General features: G+C 39.8%; 16 protein-coding genes and 1 pseudogene. 7 read left to right on the top strand and 10 right to left on the bottom strand.

Translation table 11 applies throughout. From position 1 onward, the window contains the following. From V7L07_RS14285 to V7L07_RS14265, 5 genes and pseudogenes are all read left to right on the top strand, one after another. Positions 1-659: pseudogene (locus tag V7L07_RS14285) on the top strand (abortive infection family protein); the annotation flags it as partial. A gap of 96 nt (positions 660-755) precedes the next feature. Beyond that, entirely contained in the window at positions 756-1,340 is a 585-nt protein-coding gene (locus tag V7L07_RS14280) for a Uma2 family endonuclease (RefSeq protein WP_335058807.1), read from the top strand. A gap of 571 nt (positions 1,341-1,911) precedes the next feature. Next, the gene (locus tag V7L07_RS14275) at positions 1,912-3,666 is read left to right on the top strand and encodes a Mu transposase C-terminal domain-containing protein (protein WP_335058805.1); all 1,755 of its coding nucleotides are present in this window, start codon (positions 1,912-1,914) and stop codon (positions 3,664-3,666) included. Between the two features lie 3 nt (positions 3,667-3,669). After that, the gene (locus V7L07_RS14270; RefSeq protein ID WP_335058802.1) at positions 3,670-4,500 is read left to right on the top strand and encodes a TniB family NTP-binding protein; all 831 of its coding nucleotides are present in this window, start codon (positions 3,670-3,672) and stop codon (positions 4,498-4,500) included. Then, positions 4,500-5,000 (top strand): TniQ family protein, encoded by a 501-nt coding sequence (locus V7L07_RS14265; protein WP_335058800.1) that lies wholly within the window; start codon positions 4,500-4,502, stop codon positions 4,998-5,000. Before V7L07_RS14270 ends, V7L07_RS14265 begins: the two co-directional genes overlap by 1 nt. 283 nt (positions 5,001-5,283) lie before the next feature. Here V7L07_RS14265 and V7L07_RS14260 read toward each other — a convergent pair whose 3' ends face one another. Then, the gene (locus V7L07_RS14260) at positions 5,284-7,320 is read right to left on the bottom strand and encodes a Z1 domain-containing protein (protein ID WP_335058798.1); all 2,037 of its coding nucleotides are present in this window, start codon (positions 7,318-7,320) and stop codon (positions 5,284-5,286) included. 42 nt (positions 7,321-7,362) lie between these two features. Beyond that, a complete protein-coding gene (locus V7L07_RS14255; RefSeq protein ID WP_335058796.1) occupies positions 7,363-8,745 on the bottom strand; it encodes a DNA cytosine methyltransferase in 1,383 nt (460 codons plus the stop codon). Between the two features lie 10 nt (positions 8,746-8,755). Here V7L07_RS14255 and V7L07_RS14250 point away from each other — a divergent pair, with 10 nt between their 5' ends. Further along, on the top strand, positions 8,756-8,932 hold the full coding sequence (locus V7L07_RS14250) for a hypothetical protein (protein ID WP_335058795.1): 177 nt from the start codon (positions 8,756-8,758) through the stop codon (positions 8,930-8,932). Between the two features lie 29 nt (positions 8,933-8,961). On the opposite strand, the gene V7L07_RS14245 is transcribed toward V7L07_RS14250, so the two are convergent. The 3 genes from V7L07_RS14245 to V7L07_RS14235 form a co-directional block, all read right to left on the bottom strand. After that, positions 8,962-9,171 carry a hypothetical protein gene (locus V7L07_RS14245; RefSeq protein ID WP_335058793.1) on the bottom strand — a complete coding sequence of 70 codons (210 nt, stop codon included), beginning with the start codon at positions 9,169-9,171 and terminating at the stop codon, positions 8,962-8,964. Positions 9,172-9,274: 103 nt separating this feature from the next. Then, positions 9,275-9,577 (bottom strand): helix-turn-helix domain-containing protein, encoded by a 303-nt coding sequence (locus V7L07_RS14240; RefSeq protein WP_335058791.1) that lies wholly within the window; start codon positions 9,575-9,577, stop codon positions 9,275-9,277. Continuing rightward, on the bottom strand, positions 9,574-10,131 hold the full coding sequence (locus V7L07_RS14235; RefSeq protein ID WP_335058789.1) for a hypothetical protein: 558 nt from the start codon (positions 10,129-10,131) through the stop codon (positions 9,574-9,576). The genes V7L07_RS14240 and V7L07_RS14235 overlap by 4 nt, the downstream gene beginning before the upstream one ends. Positions 10,132-10,303: 172 nt before the next feature. Here V7L07_RS14235 and V7L07_RS14230 point away from each other — a divergent pair, with 172 nt between their 5' ends. Continuing rightward, positions 10,304-10,468 carry a ribbon-helix-helix domain-containing protein gene (locus V7L07_RS14230; protein ID WP_072022197.1) on the top strand — a complete coding sequence of 55 codons (165 nt, stop codon included), beginning with the start codon at positions 10,304-10,306 and terminating at the stop codon, positions 10,466-10,468. Between the two features lie 102 nt (positions 10,469-10,570). Here V7L07_RS14230 and V7L07_RS14225 read toward each other — a convergent pair whose 3' ends face one another. The 5 genes from V7L07_RS14225 to V7L07_RS14205 all read right to left on the bottom strand — a co-directional run bounded on the left by V7L07_RS14225 (position 10,571) and on the right by V7L07_RS14205 (position 15,681). Then, entirely contained in the window at positions 10,571-11,185 is a 615-nt protein-coding gene (locus tag V7L07_RS14225) for a PIN domain-containing protein (protein ID WP_179068193.1), read from the bottom strand. A 2-nt stretch (positions 11,186-11,187) separates the two neighbouring features. Then, positions 11,188-11,532, bottom strand: coding sequence for an STAS-like domain-containing protein (locus V7L07_RS14220; protein WP_335058786.1), 345 nt, complete (start codon positions 11,530-11,532; stop codon positions 11,188-11,190). Between the two features lie 30 nt (positions 11,533-11,562). Then, complete coding sequence (locus tag V7L07_RS14215; RefSeq protein ID WP_335058784.1) at positions 11,563-12,456, bottom strand: hypothetical protein; 894 nt, start codon at positions 12,454-12,456, stop codon at positions 11,563-11,565. Positions 12,457-12,527: 71 nt separating this feature from the next. Further along, complete coding sequence (locus V7L07_RS14210) at positions 12,528-14,249, bottom strand: restriction endonuclease subunit S (RefSeq protein ID WP_335058782.1); 1,722 nt, start codon at positions 14,247-14,249, stop codon at positions 12,528-12,530. Next, entirely contained in the window at positions 14,239-15,681 is a 1,443-nt protein-coding gene (locus tag V7L07_RS14205) for a type I restriction-modification system subunit M (protein ID WP_335058779.1), read from the bottom strand. The genes V7L07_RS14210 and V7L07_RS14205 overlap by 11 nt, the downstream gene beginning before the upstream one ends. Positions 15,682-15,721: the final 40 nt, after the last annotated feature.

Genomic DNA, 15,721 nt, shown 5'->3' with positions numbered 1-15,721 from the left:
TCGATTCATCGGTTAAAACTGCTGAAATGCTTGCTATGTATACATTTTATCAGTTTTACGCTCCGGTTTTTTCTGAGTTTGTGAGAAATCCGGGTTTAGATTGTTGTAACTCTCTTCTTCAAAGTATTTGTAAGACAATTATTACTCAAATTGATTCAAAGATAGAAGTAAAAAGTTTAAATAAAGGAGCGAAAAGCGAAACTAATAATCTTATCTCTGAGGCAGCCAAGTTACTTCAAAAAAATGATGATGTATACGAGAGAGATTTTATTAGTAAACTCTCACAGATAGGAAAACATATTAATGAATTAAGAAATGCGAGAGGTGATTTATCTCACGGAAAACAAATACCTAAAGAACTGCTTAACGATCAAGATTTACCGCGGCTACTGAGAGAAATAACAGAAAGCCTATCCCGTTATCTCATATCTTCATTTTTCAGTTTTGCATTGGAAAAGAAGTCAAAAGAAGATTTTGAAATTGAAGAAGATGTAATTAGATATGAAGATAACCCAGAATTTAATGATCTCCTCGACGAAGAATATCCCTTAGACGGAAAACTACTTTATAGCCAAGGACTGCACACCCTTTTATATGAAGATTATGAAATCCGGCTACAAGCCTTCCTTGATGAACAAGCATTGTTAGACGAAGAGTAGGGCATTACGAATAAATCTATTTGTGTAAAATAAAGTGCAGCAGGGATTTTTCTATATGAAAGTGTGCGAGTCATCCAATCCAGGAGTTTCCCCACAATGATCGCAGCCAAAGACAACGCCCCCCACCTCACCCCAGACGAGTACTTTACCTGGGAAGCAACCCAACTGGAAAAGCACGAGTATATCAACGGCGAAGTTTACGCCATGAGCGGCGGCAGCGTCAATCACGGTCGTATCGCCATCCGCTTCACCGCCATGTTCGACAGCCACTTAGAAAATACAGGTTGCATTACTGGAAATTCTGATGTCAAAGTCAATATCTTTGGCAGTAATAACTATACCTACCCAGATGCCAGCGTTACCTGCGACGATCGGGATAAAACCACAACCCAATATATTACCTACCCCTGCTTAATCGTTGAAGTTCTCTCTACCAGCACCGAAGCCTACGACAGAGGCGGCAAATTCCGAATGTACCGCCAAAACCCAGCCTTAATCGATTACCTACTAGTCAGTTCCACCAGCATCGAAATGGATTTATATCACAAAAACGACGCAGGCGACTGGTTGATTATCAACTACAAACCAGGCGACACAATCGAACTCAAAAGCATTAACCTCAATTTCCCTATTGAACAAGTCTATCGCGGTTTAACCCTTGAACCAGGGAATGGGGAATAGAATCAAAGCATTACCTACTACCCATTTGCGACAACAACCATAAGTTGTCCAAGGTGACAACCAATAGTTGAGCAAGATTGTCACTTAAGGGATAAAGTGGCCGGAATTAAAGGATAAAGTGGCCGCTTTTAAATCCTGGAATGCTTATTTTTGCGTTGCCATACTTTCACCATACTTTACAAGCGATCGCACTCAATTCTCTCAAATCCTCTTATATCGTAGGCTCTGTTCTGCGGCCACTTTATCCTTTAAAAACGGCCACATTATCCTTTAAGTGACAGCATGACAAATAATTAGTTAATGTACAAGTGTACAGTGACTAATTATCTGTCGTCGAGACAAATTAATGTCATCGATGAAATCTTTGTTCAGTATAGGTTATAGCGATTTGACAGTATTAGGATAACATCTTGACAGTGACAGATTAGCTGTCATTTTGGGTAATAGTGACAAATTAGCTGTCGCTTCATCAGAGATAAAAAAGCTTTTGTGTATTTTCATAATGACAAATTGACTGTCGCTTTCTGTTAAATTAGAATAACAATATGTTTTTATAAAAAATTTATGTATTATGAACAGTCAGCAAAACCCTGATTTAGCTGTTCATACCTCGGCAATTCCTATGGAAGGCTTACTAGGAGAAAGTGGTACAACTCTTGAGAAGAATGTAATTGTGACACAACTCTCAGAGTCAGCCCAACTCAAGCTAGAGGTAATCCAAAGTTTACTGGAACCCTGCGATCGCACAACTTATGGACAAAAGTTGCGGGAAGCAGCAGAGAAACTAAATGTATCGTTGCGAACGGTACAAAGGTTGGTAAAAAACTGGGAACAAGATGGTTTAGTCGGACTCACTCAAACAGGTAGAGCTGATAAAGGAAAACATCGTATTGGTGAGTTTTGGGAAAAATTCATTACCAAAACCTACAACGAGGGTAACAAGGGTAGTAAACGTATGACCCCTAAACAAGTTGCTCTCAGAGTCGAGGCTAAAGCCCGTGAATTAAAGGACTCTAAGCCGCCCAATTACAAAACCGTGTTACGGGTATTAGCGCCTATCTTGGAAAAACAAGAAAAAACTAAAAGTATTCGTAGCCCTGGATGGAGAGGGACAACGCTTTCAGTTAAAACTCGTGAAGGAAAAGATTTATCCGTTGATTACAGCAACCATGTTTGGCAATGCGATCATACCCGCGTGGATGTATTGCTGGTGGATCAACATGGAGAATTGCTCAGTCGTCCTTGGCTAACAACAGTAATTGATACTTACTCTCGTTGCATTATGGGTATTAACTTGGGCTTTGATGCACCCAGTTCTGGGGTAGTAGCATTAGCGTTACGCCATGCAATTCTACCCAAACAGTACGGTTTCGAGTACAAACTGCATTGTGAGTGGGGAACCTATGGAAAACCCGAACACTTTTATACTGATGGCGGTAAAGACTTTCGCTCTAACCACTTGAATCAGATTGGGGCGCAATTAGGGTTTGTCTGTCATTTACGCGATCGCCCTTCAGAAGGTGGAGTAGTGGAACGTCCCTTCAAAACATTGAATGACCAACTATTTTCAACGCTTCCTGGGTACACCGGATCTAATGTGCAGGAACGCCCAGAAGATGCTGAGAAGGACGCAAGACTTACTTTGCGAGAACTAGAACAGTTAATTGTTCGCTACATCGTTGACCGCTATAACCAAAGTATTGATGCGCGGATGGGCGACCAAACTCGCTTTGAGCGTTGGGAAGCGGGATTGCCCACAGTACCAGTACCAATACCAGAACGAGATTTGGATATCTGTTTAATGAAGCAGTCACGGCGCACTGTGCAAAGAGGTGGTTGCTTACAGTTCCAGAACTTGATGTATCGAGGAGAATATCTGGCAGGTTATGCAGGGGAAACTGTCAACTTAAGGTTTGACCCCAGAGACATTACAACAATTTTGGTTTATCGCCAGGAAAACAATCAGGAAGTATTTCTAACTCGCGCTCACGCTCAAGGTTTAGAAACAGAGCAACTGGCATTCGATGAAGCTGAGGCAGCAAGTCGCAGACTCCGTACCGCAGGGAAAACTATTAGTAACCAATCATTATTGCAAGAAGTTGTTGACCGCGATGCTCTTGTAGCTACCAAGAAAAGTCGTAAAGAGCGTCAAAAATTGGAACAGGCTGTTTTACGTTCTGTTGCGGTTGATGAAAGTAAAACAGAATCCTTGCCTTCCCAAGTAGTTGAACCAGATGAAGTGGAATCTACAGAAACGGTTCACTCTCAATACGAAGACGTTGAGGTGTGGGACTATGAACAACTTCGTGAAGAATATGGGTTTTAAACAATGACAGAAGCTCAAGCGATCGCCAAGCAGTTGGGTGGGGTAAAACCTGATGATGAGTGGTTGCAAGCTGAAATTGCTCGTCTCAAGGGTAAAAGTATTGTGCCGTTACAGCAGGTAAAAACTCTCCATGATTGGTTGGATGGCAAGCGCAAAGCGAGGCAATCTTGTCGAGTAGTTGGGGAATCACGGACTGGCAAGACGGTTGCCTGTGATGCTTATAGATACAGGCAAAAGCCACAGCAGGAAGTTGGCAGACCTCCGATTGTGCCTGTAGTTTATATTCAACCTCCGCAAAAATGCGGCTCTAAGGATTTATTCAAAGAGATGATTGAGTACCTCAAGTTTCGGGCAACAAAAGGGACTGTTTCTGATTTTCGTGGGAGGGCGATGGAGGTACTCAAGGGGTGTGGGGTAGAAATGCTGATTATTGATGAAGCTGATCGCCTCAAACCTGAGACATTTGCTGAGGTACGAGATATTTATGACAAGTTAGGAATTGCTGTAGTTTTAGTGGGAACTGACCGCTTGGAGGCAGTGATCAAGCGGGATGAACAAGTTTATAACCGCTTTCGGGCTTGTCATCGCTTCGGCAAGTTATCAGGTAAAGATTTCCAAGATACTGTGCAAGCCTGGGAAGATAGGGTTTTGAAGTTGCCTGTTTCTTCTAATTTAAATAGCAAGGATATGCTGCGGATTCTCACATCGGCAACAGAAGGTTACATCGGGCGGCTGGATGAGATTCTTCGGGAGGCGGCAATTCGTTCTTTATCTAAGGGATTTAAGAAGATTGATAAGGCTGTTTTACAAGAAGTGGCAAAAGAGTATAAATAATGACAGCACCAGATGTTAAGCCTTGGCTTTTTATTATAGAACCCTATCTAGGGGAAAGCCTGAGTCATTTTCTCGGTCGCTTTAGACGTGCTAACCATTTATCTCCTGGTGGGTTGGGTCATTTAGCTGGGATTGGTGCTGTAGTGGCACGGTGGGAAAGATTTCATTTTAACCCTCGCCCTAGTCAGCAAGAATTGGAAACGATCGCATCTGTAGTAGAAGTGGATGCCCAAAGGTTAGCCCAGATGTTACCACCTGCTGGAGTGGGAATGCAGCATGAGCCAATTCGCTTGTGTGGGGCTTGTTATGGGGAAAATCCCTGCCATCGCATTGAGTGGCAATATACATCGGTGTGGAAATGCGATCGCCATCAACTCAAGATTTTAGCGAAGTGTCCCAATTGTGAAGCACCTTTCAAAATGCCTGCTTTGTGGGAGGATGGGTGTTGTCATAAATGTAGAATGCCATTTGCGGAAATGGCAAAGCAACAGAAAGGCTAGTAAAAATCTCAAAAAAAGGTGTGAAGTTAAACAAGTCTCTAGGTGAATTTTTCTGATTTTCTAAAAATTTGCGCGATCGCACAGTAGAATTATTCCTAATGTTGATGTTATGTGACCGAAATCGCTACAATTTGCGTTTACTTTCCAAATATGCTAGGTATGGGGCTAGGTTTAAAATTCCTGCCTTATGGGAGCAGGGGGGTTGCGATCGCTGCCGCTTTCAGTTTGAGGAGATGGTAACTGCTCAAAAGTTCTTTATCTAGGGTATTTGAAGAAATTTAAATTAGCTTTCATTTACAGAAAAGGCGTAGTTACCATCTGGAAATCGGATAATTGGAACCCAGAAAGGCACTCCATCCCAACCACCTTGAGAATCAACCTCACCTTTTAATCTAGTCATTAATAACGCGGGATAGTTGCGGTCAACTCCATAAGGTATTGTTCCCGCATCACCAGGTAAAACACTGCCAAGCTGAGTATAGTTTCTACTAACGCTTTTCTTCAGATTAGAATCTAAATTGACAATTACTAATGTAGCTGTATTTTGGTATCTCGGCTGATCTTTTAGGGCATTAACAGCTTGCAGGATCAAATCATCTTTCCACGCGCCACTTGCTCCGGGTGTCCCATACTGAAAACTAACAATCTCCAAAAGATCATCAATTGTTATTGTGTATGGTTGTTTTAAATTTGGATATTTGGTGTCAGACAGCAAATTATTAAGTTCTTGGGTTTGATTTCCCAAAATATTAGGATCAGATATTGGTAACTGAGGGAAATACTGCCTTCCTCCTTGATAAGTTAATAGAGTAACCGTATTTTCGTTTAATACATTGCGGCGACTCGCCCTAATTCCTCTACCCATCAAAGGAATAACCTGAATAGGTAGATGACTTGCTTGGCACTGTTCTCTAACTAAATTATCGCTGACATGAATATCAACAAATCTTTGAGCTAAACGAGTTGGCAAATAAATACGAATAGCTGGTAATTCATTTTGACGATAACCGTACATTCTTGCGTGTTGCAAAACTGTATCCATCTGTGGTTGTTGAGCGTCTCTACCATAGTAAGTAACTAGAAGATTCTTGACAGTGACACCGCGACCTAGTTTTGTACCACCTATATAAAGGGTATGTTTTCTTGTTAGAGATCCAATTCCTTCACCACTATCAGAGTTAATTTCTACAACTTCTGTAGAGGTAATTCGTCTTGCTGTTTCTACTAAAACATCATGAAATGATGGAATAACTACAAAAGTTTGTTGTAAATCATCGTAAGCATTTTGTAATTCTATTCTGAGATCAGGAGACAAACCCATAATTGGGTTATTAGGATTTTGCCTAAGCTGGTTCGTCAATTCATTCTTAAAATTATCAACTAATACTGCTGCTAAATGATGATCTCCCTGTCTAAAGCTAGTATGGAGAAGATATGTATATTTTCTAGAATTTACCTGTATCCTCAATATTGCTGCCCCTAGAAAAAATACCAACATTGAACGTATAACAGTATCAGGAATACGGCTGCTAGTCCTCAATCTATTCAAATCTATGTCAGGAACTGTACGAATATGAGCAGAATTACTAAAGTTATTGTTATCAAAAAAGTAGTTGCCGCCAACATAACCTGTTCCAGGTCTAGTAATAACAACAAAATCTGGTCTGAAAGCACTTTGACTATCTTGTAATAGTAATGCTTGAGGAGTAGCAGTAGTTTGCAAGTATGTATGAGAATTCAGATAATTTCTTAAATCTACAATTGCTGTATTTACTGCACTTGTAGGTTTGTTCTGAACATTAATATTTGTATCTAAACTAGCTTGATCTGCTTCATCATCAATAATGATGACTGGTTCATTTTGCCAATTTGAATTTTGAAAAATATCTAAAACATTCCCCAATCGACCTGAATGTTTAGAACAAACTAAAGCTAGTGGTAAACCGCGAGTAGTCCCTGGATTATTTATAATTTCTTTCTTACCAAAAACTTGAAAACTATCTAATGCCCCTTTGATTCTTTCAAGTGTTTGCTCATAAATGTCATTTAGATTAGATGTCATCACTACAAAGTTATTAAAGCCATTATCTGCCGCTAAAGCCATAGTTGTCAGAATAATAGATGTTTTTCCACTTTGTATGTGACCATAAATTAATCCCTTGACAGAGCCAATTTCTGTAGTTCCTAAACATCTTTCTAATACTTCAGATGCAGGTTGAAGAATTTGCTCAAAATCATCGTATGAGATGTTCTCTTCATCATTTAAATACTCTCTAAGATTGGTAATGTTATCTCCATTCAAGGTATTTATTTGTGCCATGTTTTTATTTCCTCAAGCTATTAAAAATATCAAAAATAAAAATTATAGTTTTAGTATGTGTTGTGCTATTGCTAGTGTTAAAAGAAAACTGACAGTATTAGCTAACTGCTGTTGCTTGTGCATTATGCCTAAAGTTTTAGAATTATCTGTAGTACCACAAAAAGTAAACCAATCAGGAAGAGACTGTAAACGACTAGCTTCTCGCAATGATAATCCTCTATTTTGCTCTGGATGAATTATCATGCTTTTGCGGTAATTGCCAATTGTGATTGAAGGTTCATCCCACTTTAATCGCCTGTAGATATTACTGTGCGTATTTTCTATATCAGAATAGTTAGTCATCATGTGTCGAATATTTTGCCAGTTGCCACCAGCCGGAATATGTCTATACCTATCAATTACATAATCCGCTTGTTTTGAAACAATGTGACCTTCAATGATATCTGGAGTTGCCATTTGGCGCATTTGGCGCAAAAACAGATTCGAGATTGCTCGTTCCTCTATAGGTTCGTCATACTCCTGAATAACTCGGACTTCGCCATTGTCAATCACAGGTAAATCGGAAATTGCTTCTTTTACCGTTGTATAGTTATATTTACCCATTGCTCCATGTGTAGGTAACGGAAATGCTCCCCATTCCCCAAAGTGATCAACTGTATAACCTAAATCTTGGTGTAATGCCAATAAGAAAAATCTATTTCGGTGTTGTGGAACTCCATACCAAGCAGCATCTAGAACTGCGGGAAAAAGAACATACCCAGCATCTGTAAATTTTTTGGCAATATAATCAACTACTGTTAATTTGCGCTTATTCTTACTTTTATTAGAACGAGGTGTCCATAGAATACCTTGCACATTTTCCAAAAGAATTGCTTTCGGTGCTAGTTCTAAAGAACATTCAATAAAGTATTCAACCAGTTGATTATACGTATTCTTAGCATTCCAATTACTTCGATTAGATTGTGAAAATCCTTGACAGGGAGTTCCACCAATAACAAGATCCACACCATCTGCTTTTCTTACAGCTTCATGTACAAGTTGGAAATCTTGTTTTTTAGTTAAATCTATAGGAGTAAAATCTGAAGGAATACAGTCTTCAATGCGGTTGATTGAGTTCTTGTAAAATGATTTATAATTAGTTTCGAGGCTTTTTAAATATATTGGGTTGATTTCAGCAGAATTAATAATTCTAAATCCTTTTTTTTGATCCCCAGCCATCAGAAGTCCAACACCCATTCCGCCGGCTCCAGCAAAAAGCTCCACGACACGCACATCATTTCTTGATGCTGTAAGCGCACCATGTAAAGAATTAGTTTCAGACACAAGAGATGAAGAAATATTAAGCTCTTCATCTAGCTCTTTAGATAATTTGATGTTTGCTCTGTAACGAACCCTTGAACCTGGATTGCAAGCTGGCTTGATCATGGAAGATTTTATGTCAAAGAATTCAATTATAAGATGGTCTTTGCTTGGTCTGAATATAGGTATAAAAATTTACACTAGTATCAAAATTATAGCATCACTACTTATTTATGATACTTTTCAAGATTGTCCCTTAATTGTTGATGCACGCGATCGCCCAGTTGAAGCACCTTGTCACCGGATTGAGTGACAGTTTCAGGTGACAGATGCGATCGCTACTTACTCTACAGCATCTACAGCAGCCAAATCTTGCTGTTCTAACCCCAAATTGAAAATAATTGTAAAACTTGCACCAGGGATGAGTCGGCGCAAAACTTGTAAATGAGCTTCGGCATCGCTGCGGCGACGAAAATGAGCTACAATCTGGTTCTGCATATTAGGTTTAAGTCGGACTATACACCAAGGACTGAGCTTTTCAAGGTAAGTCATCGAATTCTCCTCGTAAAATCTGTAATTTCCAAGACAAAAGCCAGCCTACTGTGACGGTGGCTGGCAAGAAATATCAAATTGATATTGAAATTAGATTCAATTCCTACTCACTCTTGTCTGGAAAACAAAGCTTCTGCAACACTTCTTCGGGTATATCCTCAAAGTGTTCCAGTAAAAAGTTCATTAGCGCCAGGTGGCGTAAATCGCTAGGCATTGGACGGCGGTAGTTTTTGCCTCTAGCAAACCAGCGCCGAACGGTGGAAAGAGAACGATCGCAAATCTGAGCCATTTGTTCGTAGTTTACCTGCCACTTGGTGTAAAACTGCTTGGGAGTCATACCCATCTGACAGTAACTGTAGAGTTGCATCAAATCTTGTTCTCGCTGCTTGAATGGATGAGGATTCATAAGTCTGTTTCCTCGCTGATTGGTTCTAAATCCTCTTCCCAAGCAATATCGGCAGATGTCCAAGCAGCACTGGGGCAATCTTTGCTCAACCAAATTAGGTAGCACCAACTCCAACAGCAGCGATCGCAAGCAAAGCTATAAAATCGACCAATGACAATACCCCAGTCAGTATCGCTTTGGGTAGAAAGCCAACGCAAGCGATCGCCATATAAAAATCTGGGTGTCTTGGCTACATCGGGAAAGTTAGCGGGAAGCTCAATAGATGCGTCTGGGCATTTCAGGTTAATCAAGCTTGGGACTATATCTTGGTTACTGTGCCGAATGAGATTGAGATAAGCGGCAATCAACTTACCATTGAGGCTGTAAGTTAATTGAGAAATCAGAATCGCAGCTAGACTTTCTATTTCTTGCTGCTGGAGTTGTATCCAGGCACTATCAAAGTCAGCATCAGAGTAGTTGTTGAGCTTTGCCAGTAATTCTGTGATGCCGAAATCATCTAAAGCTTGTTGATAAGCTCTGTGTTGATCTGTTTTGTAGCTAACAGGCTTTAACATGGAAAATGTCTCCTGTGATATGGGGGCCAAAAGCCAGCATCCGCCCTGAGAAAGTTGATGGCTGGCTTTTGACTTATCAGTAATTATACGCTAAAATAAAGTGTTTTTATGTTAAACAGTGTATTTTAGTGTGTTTAACATAAAAACACACTAAATCGCTTATGATGATGAAATGGGAAAAGTAACTGTAACTCTTTATATGGAAGAAGAAGACAAAGAAGCCCTGCAATTTTTGGCTGATGCAGAGGAGCGTTCTTTGTCTCAAATGGCGGTGTTAATTGTGAAACGAGCGATTAAACAAGCTCAGAATGACGGGAAAATTCCACCAAAATCGTAATTTGTTAACGAAGCGATCGCACATCGTACTACACCGTACCCAGTCGGATTTGAAGAGGCGAGTAACAACTGTGTAATTGCTGGCAGTTTGTTAGGGCAATGCTTACCTAGTTATAAGTTTGCCTTGATTTGTAGCTGCGGCGATCGCTCCTGGATTAGCTGTAAATACCTGAATTCCTGGCACTGTCACATAATCGCCATCATCAGTAATAATTTTGTTTACTGACTCCTGTTTCATAGATTCCAGAATGAACAGGTCATAGCCATCCAAACACTGAGTACTGAACTGAGTTAAGGCATTATTTACAGTGTTTTCATCGAGTTCGACACTAATTTGAAGAGCATAGATGTTCTTGACTCGATTCCATGCAGCTTTTACTCTAGAAACAACCTTAGTTCGTTCTGAAGGGTAGTTGTGGCGGTATTCTTTATTGTTAATACTGCTGGAACGATAAGATGATAGCCTTTTTTCTTCTCTTTCAATAATATGAGCTAGTTCGGCCAGCGATAAGCCAGAACAGCAGAGAGTGGCACCTGCTGTAAAAGTGTCTGTGATGTAGTTTGAATAGTTGCTCTGATACGCAGTCAGAGACAAACTTGCTGGAGGATATGTTAGCCAGTACCAGACATTTGTATCAACTAAAAAAATATCCCCTTTTTGGGGGGAATCAGTGGCGATGTCAATGACATCTGCTTTTATGGTGTAGTTAACTGTCATGACTAACAGGCAGATTGTTCAAGAACCATTTCATCTACGGCTTTATGATACTGCTCATCTGAGTAATAACGCTTTGCATCCTCAATCACATCATCATAAGTCTGTTGACCAAGAGGACTGAGGTTAGACAAAACTAGAAGCCGATCCAGGTCTTCAGCTTTGATATCACGCAATAACTGACCAATAGCAAAATTGAAAAACACAGTCAAAAATCTTCTAACGTCAGCAAAGTCTAGCTCTACTAACTTTCCTGCTTGCAGTTGAGGATAAATTAAATCATAGATTTGTTGCCCGGACTGCTGGCTCATGCAGTTTTCGCCAATTAGCTCATAGACTTTGTATTTCATGGCTCTAAAACCTCTATTAGAACCTTTGTACTAAAATAATACTTCATTTTCTGTAAAGTTATGGTAATTTACGTCGCATTTAATAGTGATATTTATTAAAGTTCCCTCAAAGAAGGTGGGTGCGCTTTGGTAAATCTCTTGAGTTTCGTCAATTAAACCGTAAGCGTCATGGCTGTAGACCTCTATTTTACCCTGTTTACTCTTTACAAATTTTTTTAGTGAATCCAGTCCAGTACCTCCGCATATTCTACTGGGTCGGGTTGTCTTACCACGTTGAAATGCCCAACGTAAGGTTTCTTCAGCTAATTTCTGACTGTCTTGAAGGAAGTGGCGCACATTAGCTGGAATGCCAACGCCAAAGTCAATCACAGTCAGCTTTAGTTTATTTAAGTTAGGATAACGCTGTCCACAAGTGAATACACCGACATTAGATCGGCCGTGTTCAAAAGCATTGCTATAGATTTCAAGGGCATTCTGGATAATTTCATCCTTAAAAGTTTGGTTAATGTCTACCCAACCACGTCCAAGCCATTGCTCGTCAAGGTAATTTAGAATACTCTCAAGGTTGTCATTAGGATCTTCCCTGTAAGCAACGGAATTTCCTTTCCACCCTTGCTGATTTTCTCCAAAGGCATATAGAAAGCCGTTTTGAGTGAGATTACCTTTAATATCGTCTTGAAGTGTATCCCACGCAAAGGTAGCTTGACCACCACGAGCTTCAATGAGGTGAGCTAAACCACCTAAAAACGCTACAGCGTTTGGGCGAAGAAAGCAACAACCTGAAAAATCAAAGATAATTTTTGGTGTATCGATTTCTCTAATTTGCTGCCAAAGTCCAAACATCCGAATGAAATCTGCTTTGCCATCGTTGAGGGTTGGGACTTTGAGCGTGATTGTCAGTGAAGTGTTAGCAACAAAGGACACGGGGTGATCCTAAATCTCATAATTTTAGATACAAAGTACAAATATACTCTAACTCTCGGTAAAACTTGCTATTAAGCTGTTAGCAGATGCTTTGCTGCAACTTCCATCAGCTTCTCGCTGCTGTCTCGCCCTTGTTTCAATTTGGCTTCTAGGGTATCGCAGAGAGACATCAGGCGATCGCACTTCTCTACAATGCGTTTTTGTTCGGCAAGTGGTGGAAGGGGAACTAGAATTTCTCGAATCTTGCCAACACTCAAGCTAAACAAACCACTTGTAGTTATGGCTAAATTTCTCATCTCTGCCATACCACTAGGAGAATTAAGAAAAAGGAGTGTAAATAGTTGGCTGTTATGCCCAATAGGTCTTGCACGAATAATATGATTCTGATGGACACAGTTATCTATTTCAGCATTCCAAATAGCACATCTACCAATTTCGTTCTCACTACCATTGCCTTCAACGATAAGTAAGTCACCTGATTGTAGTTTCCATCTTTCTAACTCACCTTCAACAAGCTCAAAATATTCTAATTGTGATAAATCTAATCTTCTTCTATGAACATTAGCTACACGTAAGTAAGGAAAGAAGTTAGAGATAGGAGTTCTTTTAGGTGTCTTTTGGATACCACCAGAAACATCGTATAAATCATCAACCTTCAACCATAACCAATTAGATGGTATTTCAAATGGAGCATTACCATATTCAGTTAGTATTTGTTCTTTAGATGCTCTATTTTTCTTATTTATCTCTAACTTTGCTTTTTCGGCGTTAATTTTTTTCAGTAAAACTGAAGCAGCTTCATCATTTGGATCTTGACGTACAAGTTTACCCTGTACTGCTAATTGCAAAATTGTCTGACGCAGTTTAGGAATCGTTTCAGGAATGCTGTAGAGTAGGTCAAAATTATTGCAAATGCGCTGCCAGTGTTGGCGGAAGTCGTCGGGATTTTGGGAGGAGAGGAGTTGAGCGATCGCACTCTCATTCATCCTCACAATGCTCTCTTGCCTTTGCTGCTGCCGTTTTTCGATTTCGTCGCAGATGGAAAGCAGGCGATCGCACTTCTCTACAATCCGTTTTTGTTCTGCAAGGGGTGCTAATGGAAATGGATTTTGAGCTACGTAGCTGTTAGGAACTCGCTTTTGACCTGCGGTTCCTGTCATAATAGGGATTGCGTTTTTGATAAATGATACAGAGTTAAAATAAATCAATACATACTCTGGGTATGTCAGATTATCAATAGGTCTAAAAATATGCAATTCAGTTGTCCCTGCTCCAAACTGATTTTTTAAACCTCGCATAACACAAGACTTTCCATTTTGAAAGCATGGGGTAATCTTCGCAAGAGCAACATCACCTTCAGCAAAATGTGTAAATCCTTTTTTAACGTCTCCCCATTTTTTAGTTTCCCACTGAACTACAACACCATATTTTTGTGGTATTAAGTTCATAGGAATAAATGCTACATCCAAATCATCTGGTAAATTATTTCTTGGATTAATCCAGCCAATTGTTTCTAAATTAGTCCAGTACCAGTTAACCGGAAGACTCTCTAAAATTACATCTTCTTCATCCGATAAATTGAAATCAAGTTTTTGTGTTTTATTACTAAAGATTAATTGTTTCTTTTTAGATTTTATCCTTTCTAAAAGAGCTAAAGCAGGTTCATCATTAGGATGTTGAGCAACAAGCTTACCTCTAATAGCCAATTGCAAAATTATTTCCCTTAACTTTGCAACTGCATTTGGCGCATCAGTCAACAATTCAAAATTTTCAAAAACAGTTTTAAGCTTCATCTCTTTCCAATGCTTCCATCAACTCAAATTTCAACTTACTCCGCATATCACCCAACTCTGCCATGAGTTTTTGATGCTCTGCTAACATCTCATCTAAATCAGCGTGTTCTACATCAACTTTGTGAGGATTTTTAATATCTAGGTTGTAATTATTTGCTTTTAAATCTGCAATTGAAACCTGCCAAGCAAATTCATTCTCCTCGCGGTTATCCCACCATTCTTGCTCCGGTGCAAACTCCTCAAAGCGAATCGGCTTAGTTTTCGAGTATGACTTATAACCTGCTGGGTAAGGGTGTTCATAATACCAAATCGTTTCTGTCGGTTCACCTTTAGTGAAAAATAGCAGATTAGTTTTAATACCTGTGTAGGGACTAAATATGCCATTTGGTAAACGGACAATTGTATGCAGATTGCAATCTTGCAGCAGTTTTTCTTTAATCCGCGTCTTCACACCTTCCCCAAACAGCGTACCATCTGGCAGAACTATTGCCCCTCTACCGCCTTCTTTGAGTAAATGAGCAATCAGCACCAGAAATAAATCTGCCGTTTCTCGCGTGCGGAAAGTAGCAGGGAAATTGTTTTCAATTCCATCTTCTTCCATCCCACCAAAAGGCGGATTAGTGATAATTATATCCACTCGTTCGTGAGGACTATAATCACGCAATGGTCGTGACAAAGTATTATCATGTTCTGCTTCTGGTACATCAATATTATGTAAAATCAGATTCGTTACACAAAGGTTAAAAGGTAAAGGCTTTTTCTCAGTTCCGCGAATCGTCCGTTGCAGAATTTCTGGGACATCAGCACTTTGAAAATGTTGGCGAATGTAATCAATTGCTGCTGTTAAAAAGCCACCTGTACCGCAAGCTGGGTCAAATACAATTTCGCCTAATTGCGGCTTGATTCTATCTACAATAAACTTTGTCACCGCACGGGGAGTATAATATTCTCCGGCATTTCCCGCACTCTGCAAATCTTTGAGAATTTTCTCGTAAATTTCGCTAAACTGTTTTTTCTGGTCTTTTTTATTAAAATCAACTTCGTTGAGCTTATTAATTACTTGGCGGATGAGAGTACCATTTTTCATATAGTTGTAGGCATCCTCAAACACCTTACCAATCATCTGCCCACGCGCATCAGTTGCCTTGGTTCTCAGTTCTTTGAGAGTTTTAAATAAAGCATTATCTACAAAATCTAGTAAAGCATCTCCAGTAATACCTTCGGAATCTGCTGCCCAATTCCGCCAACGCAACCCTTCAGGAATCGGAGATTGATAATTATCTTCTAGTAGTTCATATTCTTCTTCACGGGCATCAAAAACCTTGAGGAATATCATCCAAACTAACTGGTTAATGCGTTGCGCGTCACCATCAACGCCCGCATCCTTCCGCATGATATCTTGAATAGTCTTAATTGTAGTGCTGATTGACATAATAATAAATGAGTGCGATTGCCTCCGGCACTGCGTGAAG

Source organism: Nostoc sp. (assembly GCF_036916985.1).
In the GTDB taxonomy this organism is placed as follows: domain Bacteria; phylum Cyanobacteriota; class Cyanobacteriia; order Cyanobacteriales; family Nostocaceae; genus Nostoc.
This window is presented reverse-complemented; position numbering and strand designations above follow the sequence as displayed.

Coding starts and splice junctions, on each gene's coding strand:
- V7L07_RS14280 (WP_335058807.1), top strand. CDS start 756: ATGATCGCAGCCAAAGACAACGCCCCCCACCTCACCCCAGACGAGTAC.
- V7L07_RS14275 (WP_335058805.1), top strand. CDS start 1,912: ATGAACAGTCAGCAAAACCCTGATTTAGCTGTTCATACCTCGGCAATT.
- V7L07_RS14270 (WP_335058802.1), top strand. CDS start 3,670: ATGACAGAAGCTCAAGCGATCGCCAAGCAGTTGGGTGGGGTAAAACCT.
- V7L07_RS14265 (WP_335058800.1), top strand. CDS start 4,500: ATGACAGCACCAGATGTTAAGCCTTGGCTTTTTATTATAGAACCCTAT.
- V7L07_RS14260 (WP_335058798.1), bottom strand. CDS start 7,320: ATGGCACAAATAAATACCTTGAATGGAGATAACATTACCAATCTTAGA.
- V7L07_RS14255 (WP_335058796.1), bottom strand. CDS start 8,745: ATGATCAAGCCAGCTTGCAATCCAGGTTCAAGGGTTCGTTACAGAGCA.
- V7L07_RS14250 (WP_335058795.1), top strand. CDS start 8,756: ATGTCAAAGAATTCAATTATAAGATGGTCTTTGCTTGGTCTGAATATA.
- V7L07_RS14245 (WP_335058793.1), bottom strand. CDS start 9,171: ATGACTTACCTTGAAAAGCTCAGTCCTTGGTGTATAGTCCGACTTAAA.
- V7L07_RS14240 (WP_335058791.1), bottom strand. CDS start 9,577: ATGAATCCTCATCCATTCAAGCAGCGAGAACAAGATTTGATGCAACTC.
- V7L07_RS14235 (WP_335058789.1), bottom strand. CDS start 10,131: ATGTTAAAGCCTGTTAGCTACAAAACAGATCAACACAGAGCTTATCAA.
- V7L07_RS14230 (WP_072022197.1), top strand. CDS start 10,304: ATGGGAAAAGTAACTGTAACTCTTTATATGGAAGAAGAAGACAAAGAA.
- V7L07_RS14225 (WP_179068193.1), bottom strand. CDS start 11,185: ATGACAGTTAACTACACCATAAAAGCAGATGTCATTGACATCGCCACT.
- V7L07_RS14220 (WP_335058786.1), bottom strand. CDS start 11,532: ATGAAATACAAAGTCTATGAGCTAATTGGCGAAAACTGCATGAGCCAG.
- V7L07_RS14210 (WP_335058782.1), bottom strand. CDS start 14,249: ATGAAGCTTAAAACTGTTTTTGAAAATTTTGAATTGTTGACTGATGCG.
- V7L07_RS14205 (WP_335058779.1), bottom strand. CDS start 15,681: ATGTCAATCAGCACTACAATTAAGACTATTCAAGATATCATGCGGAAG.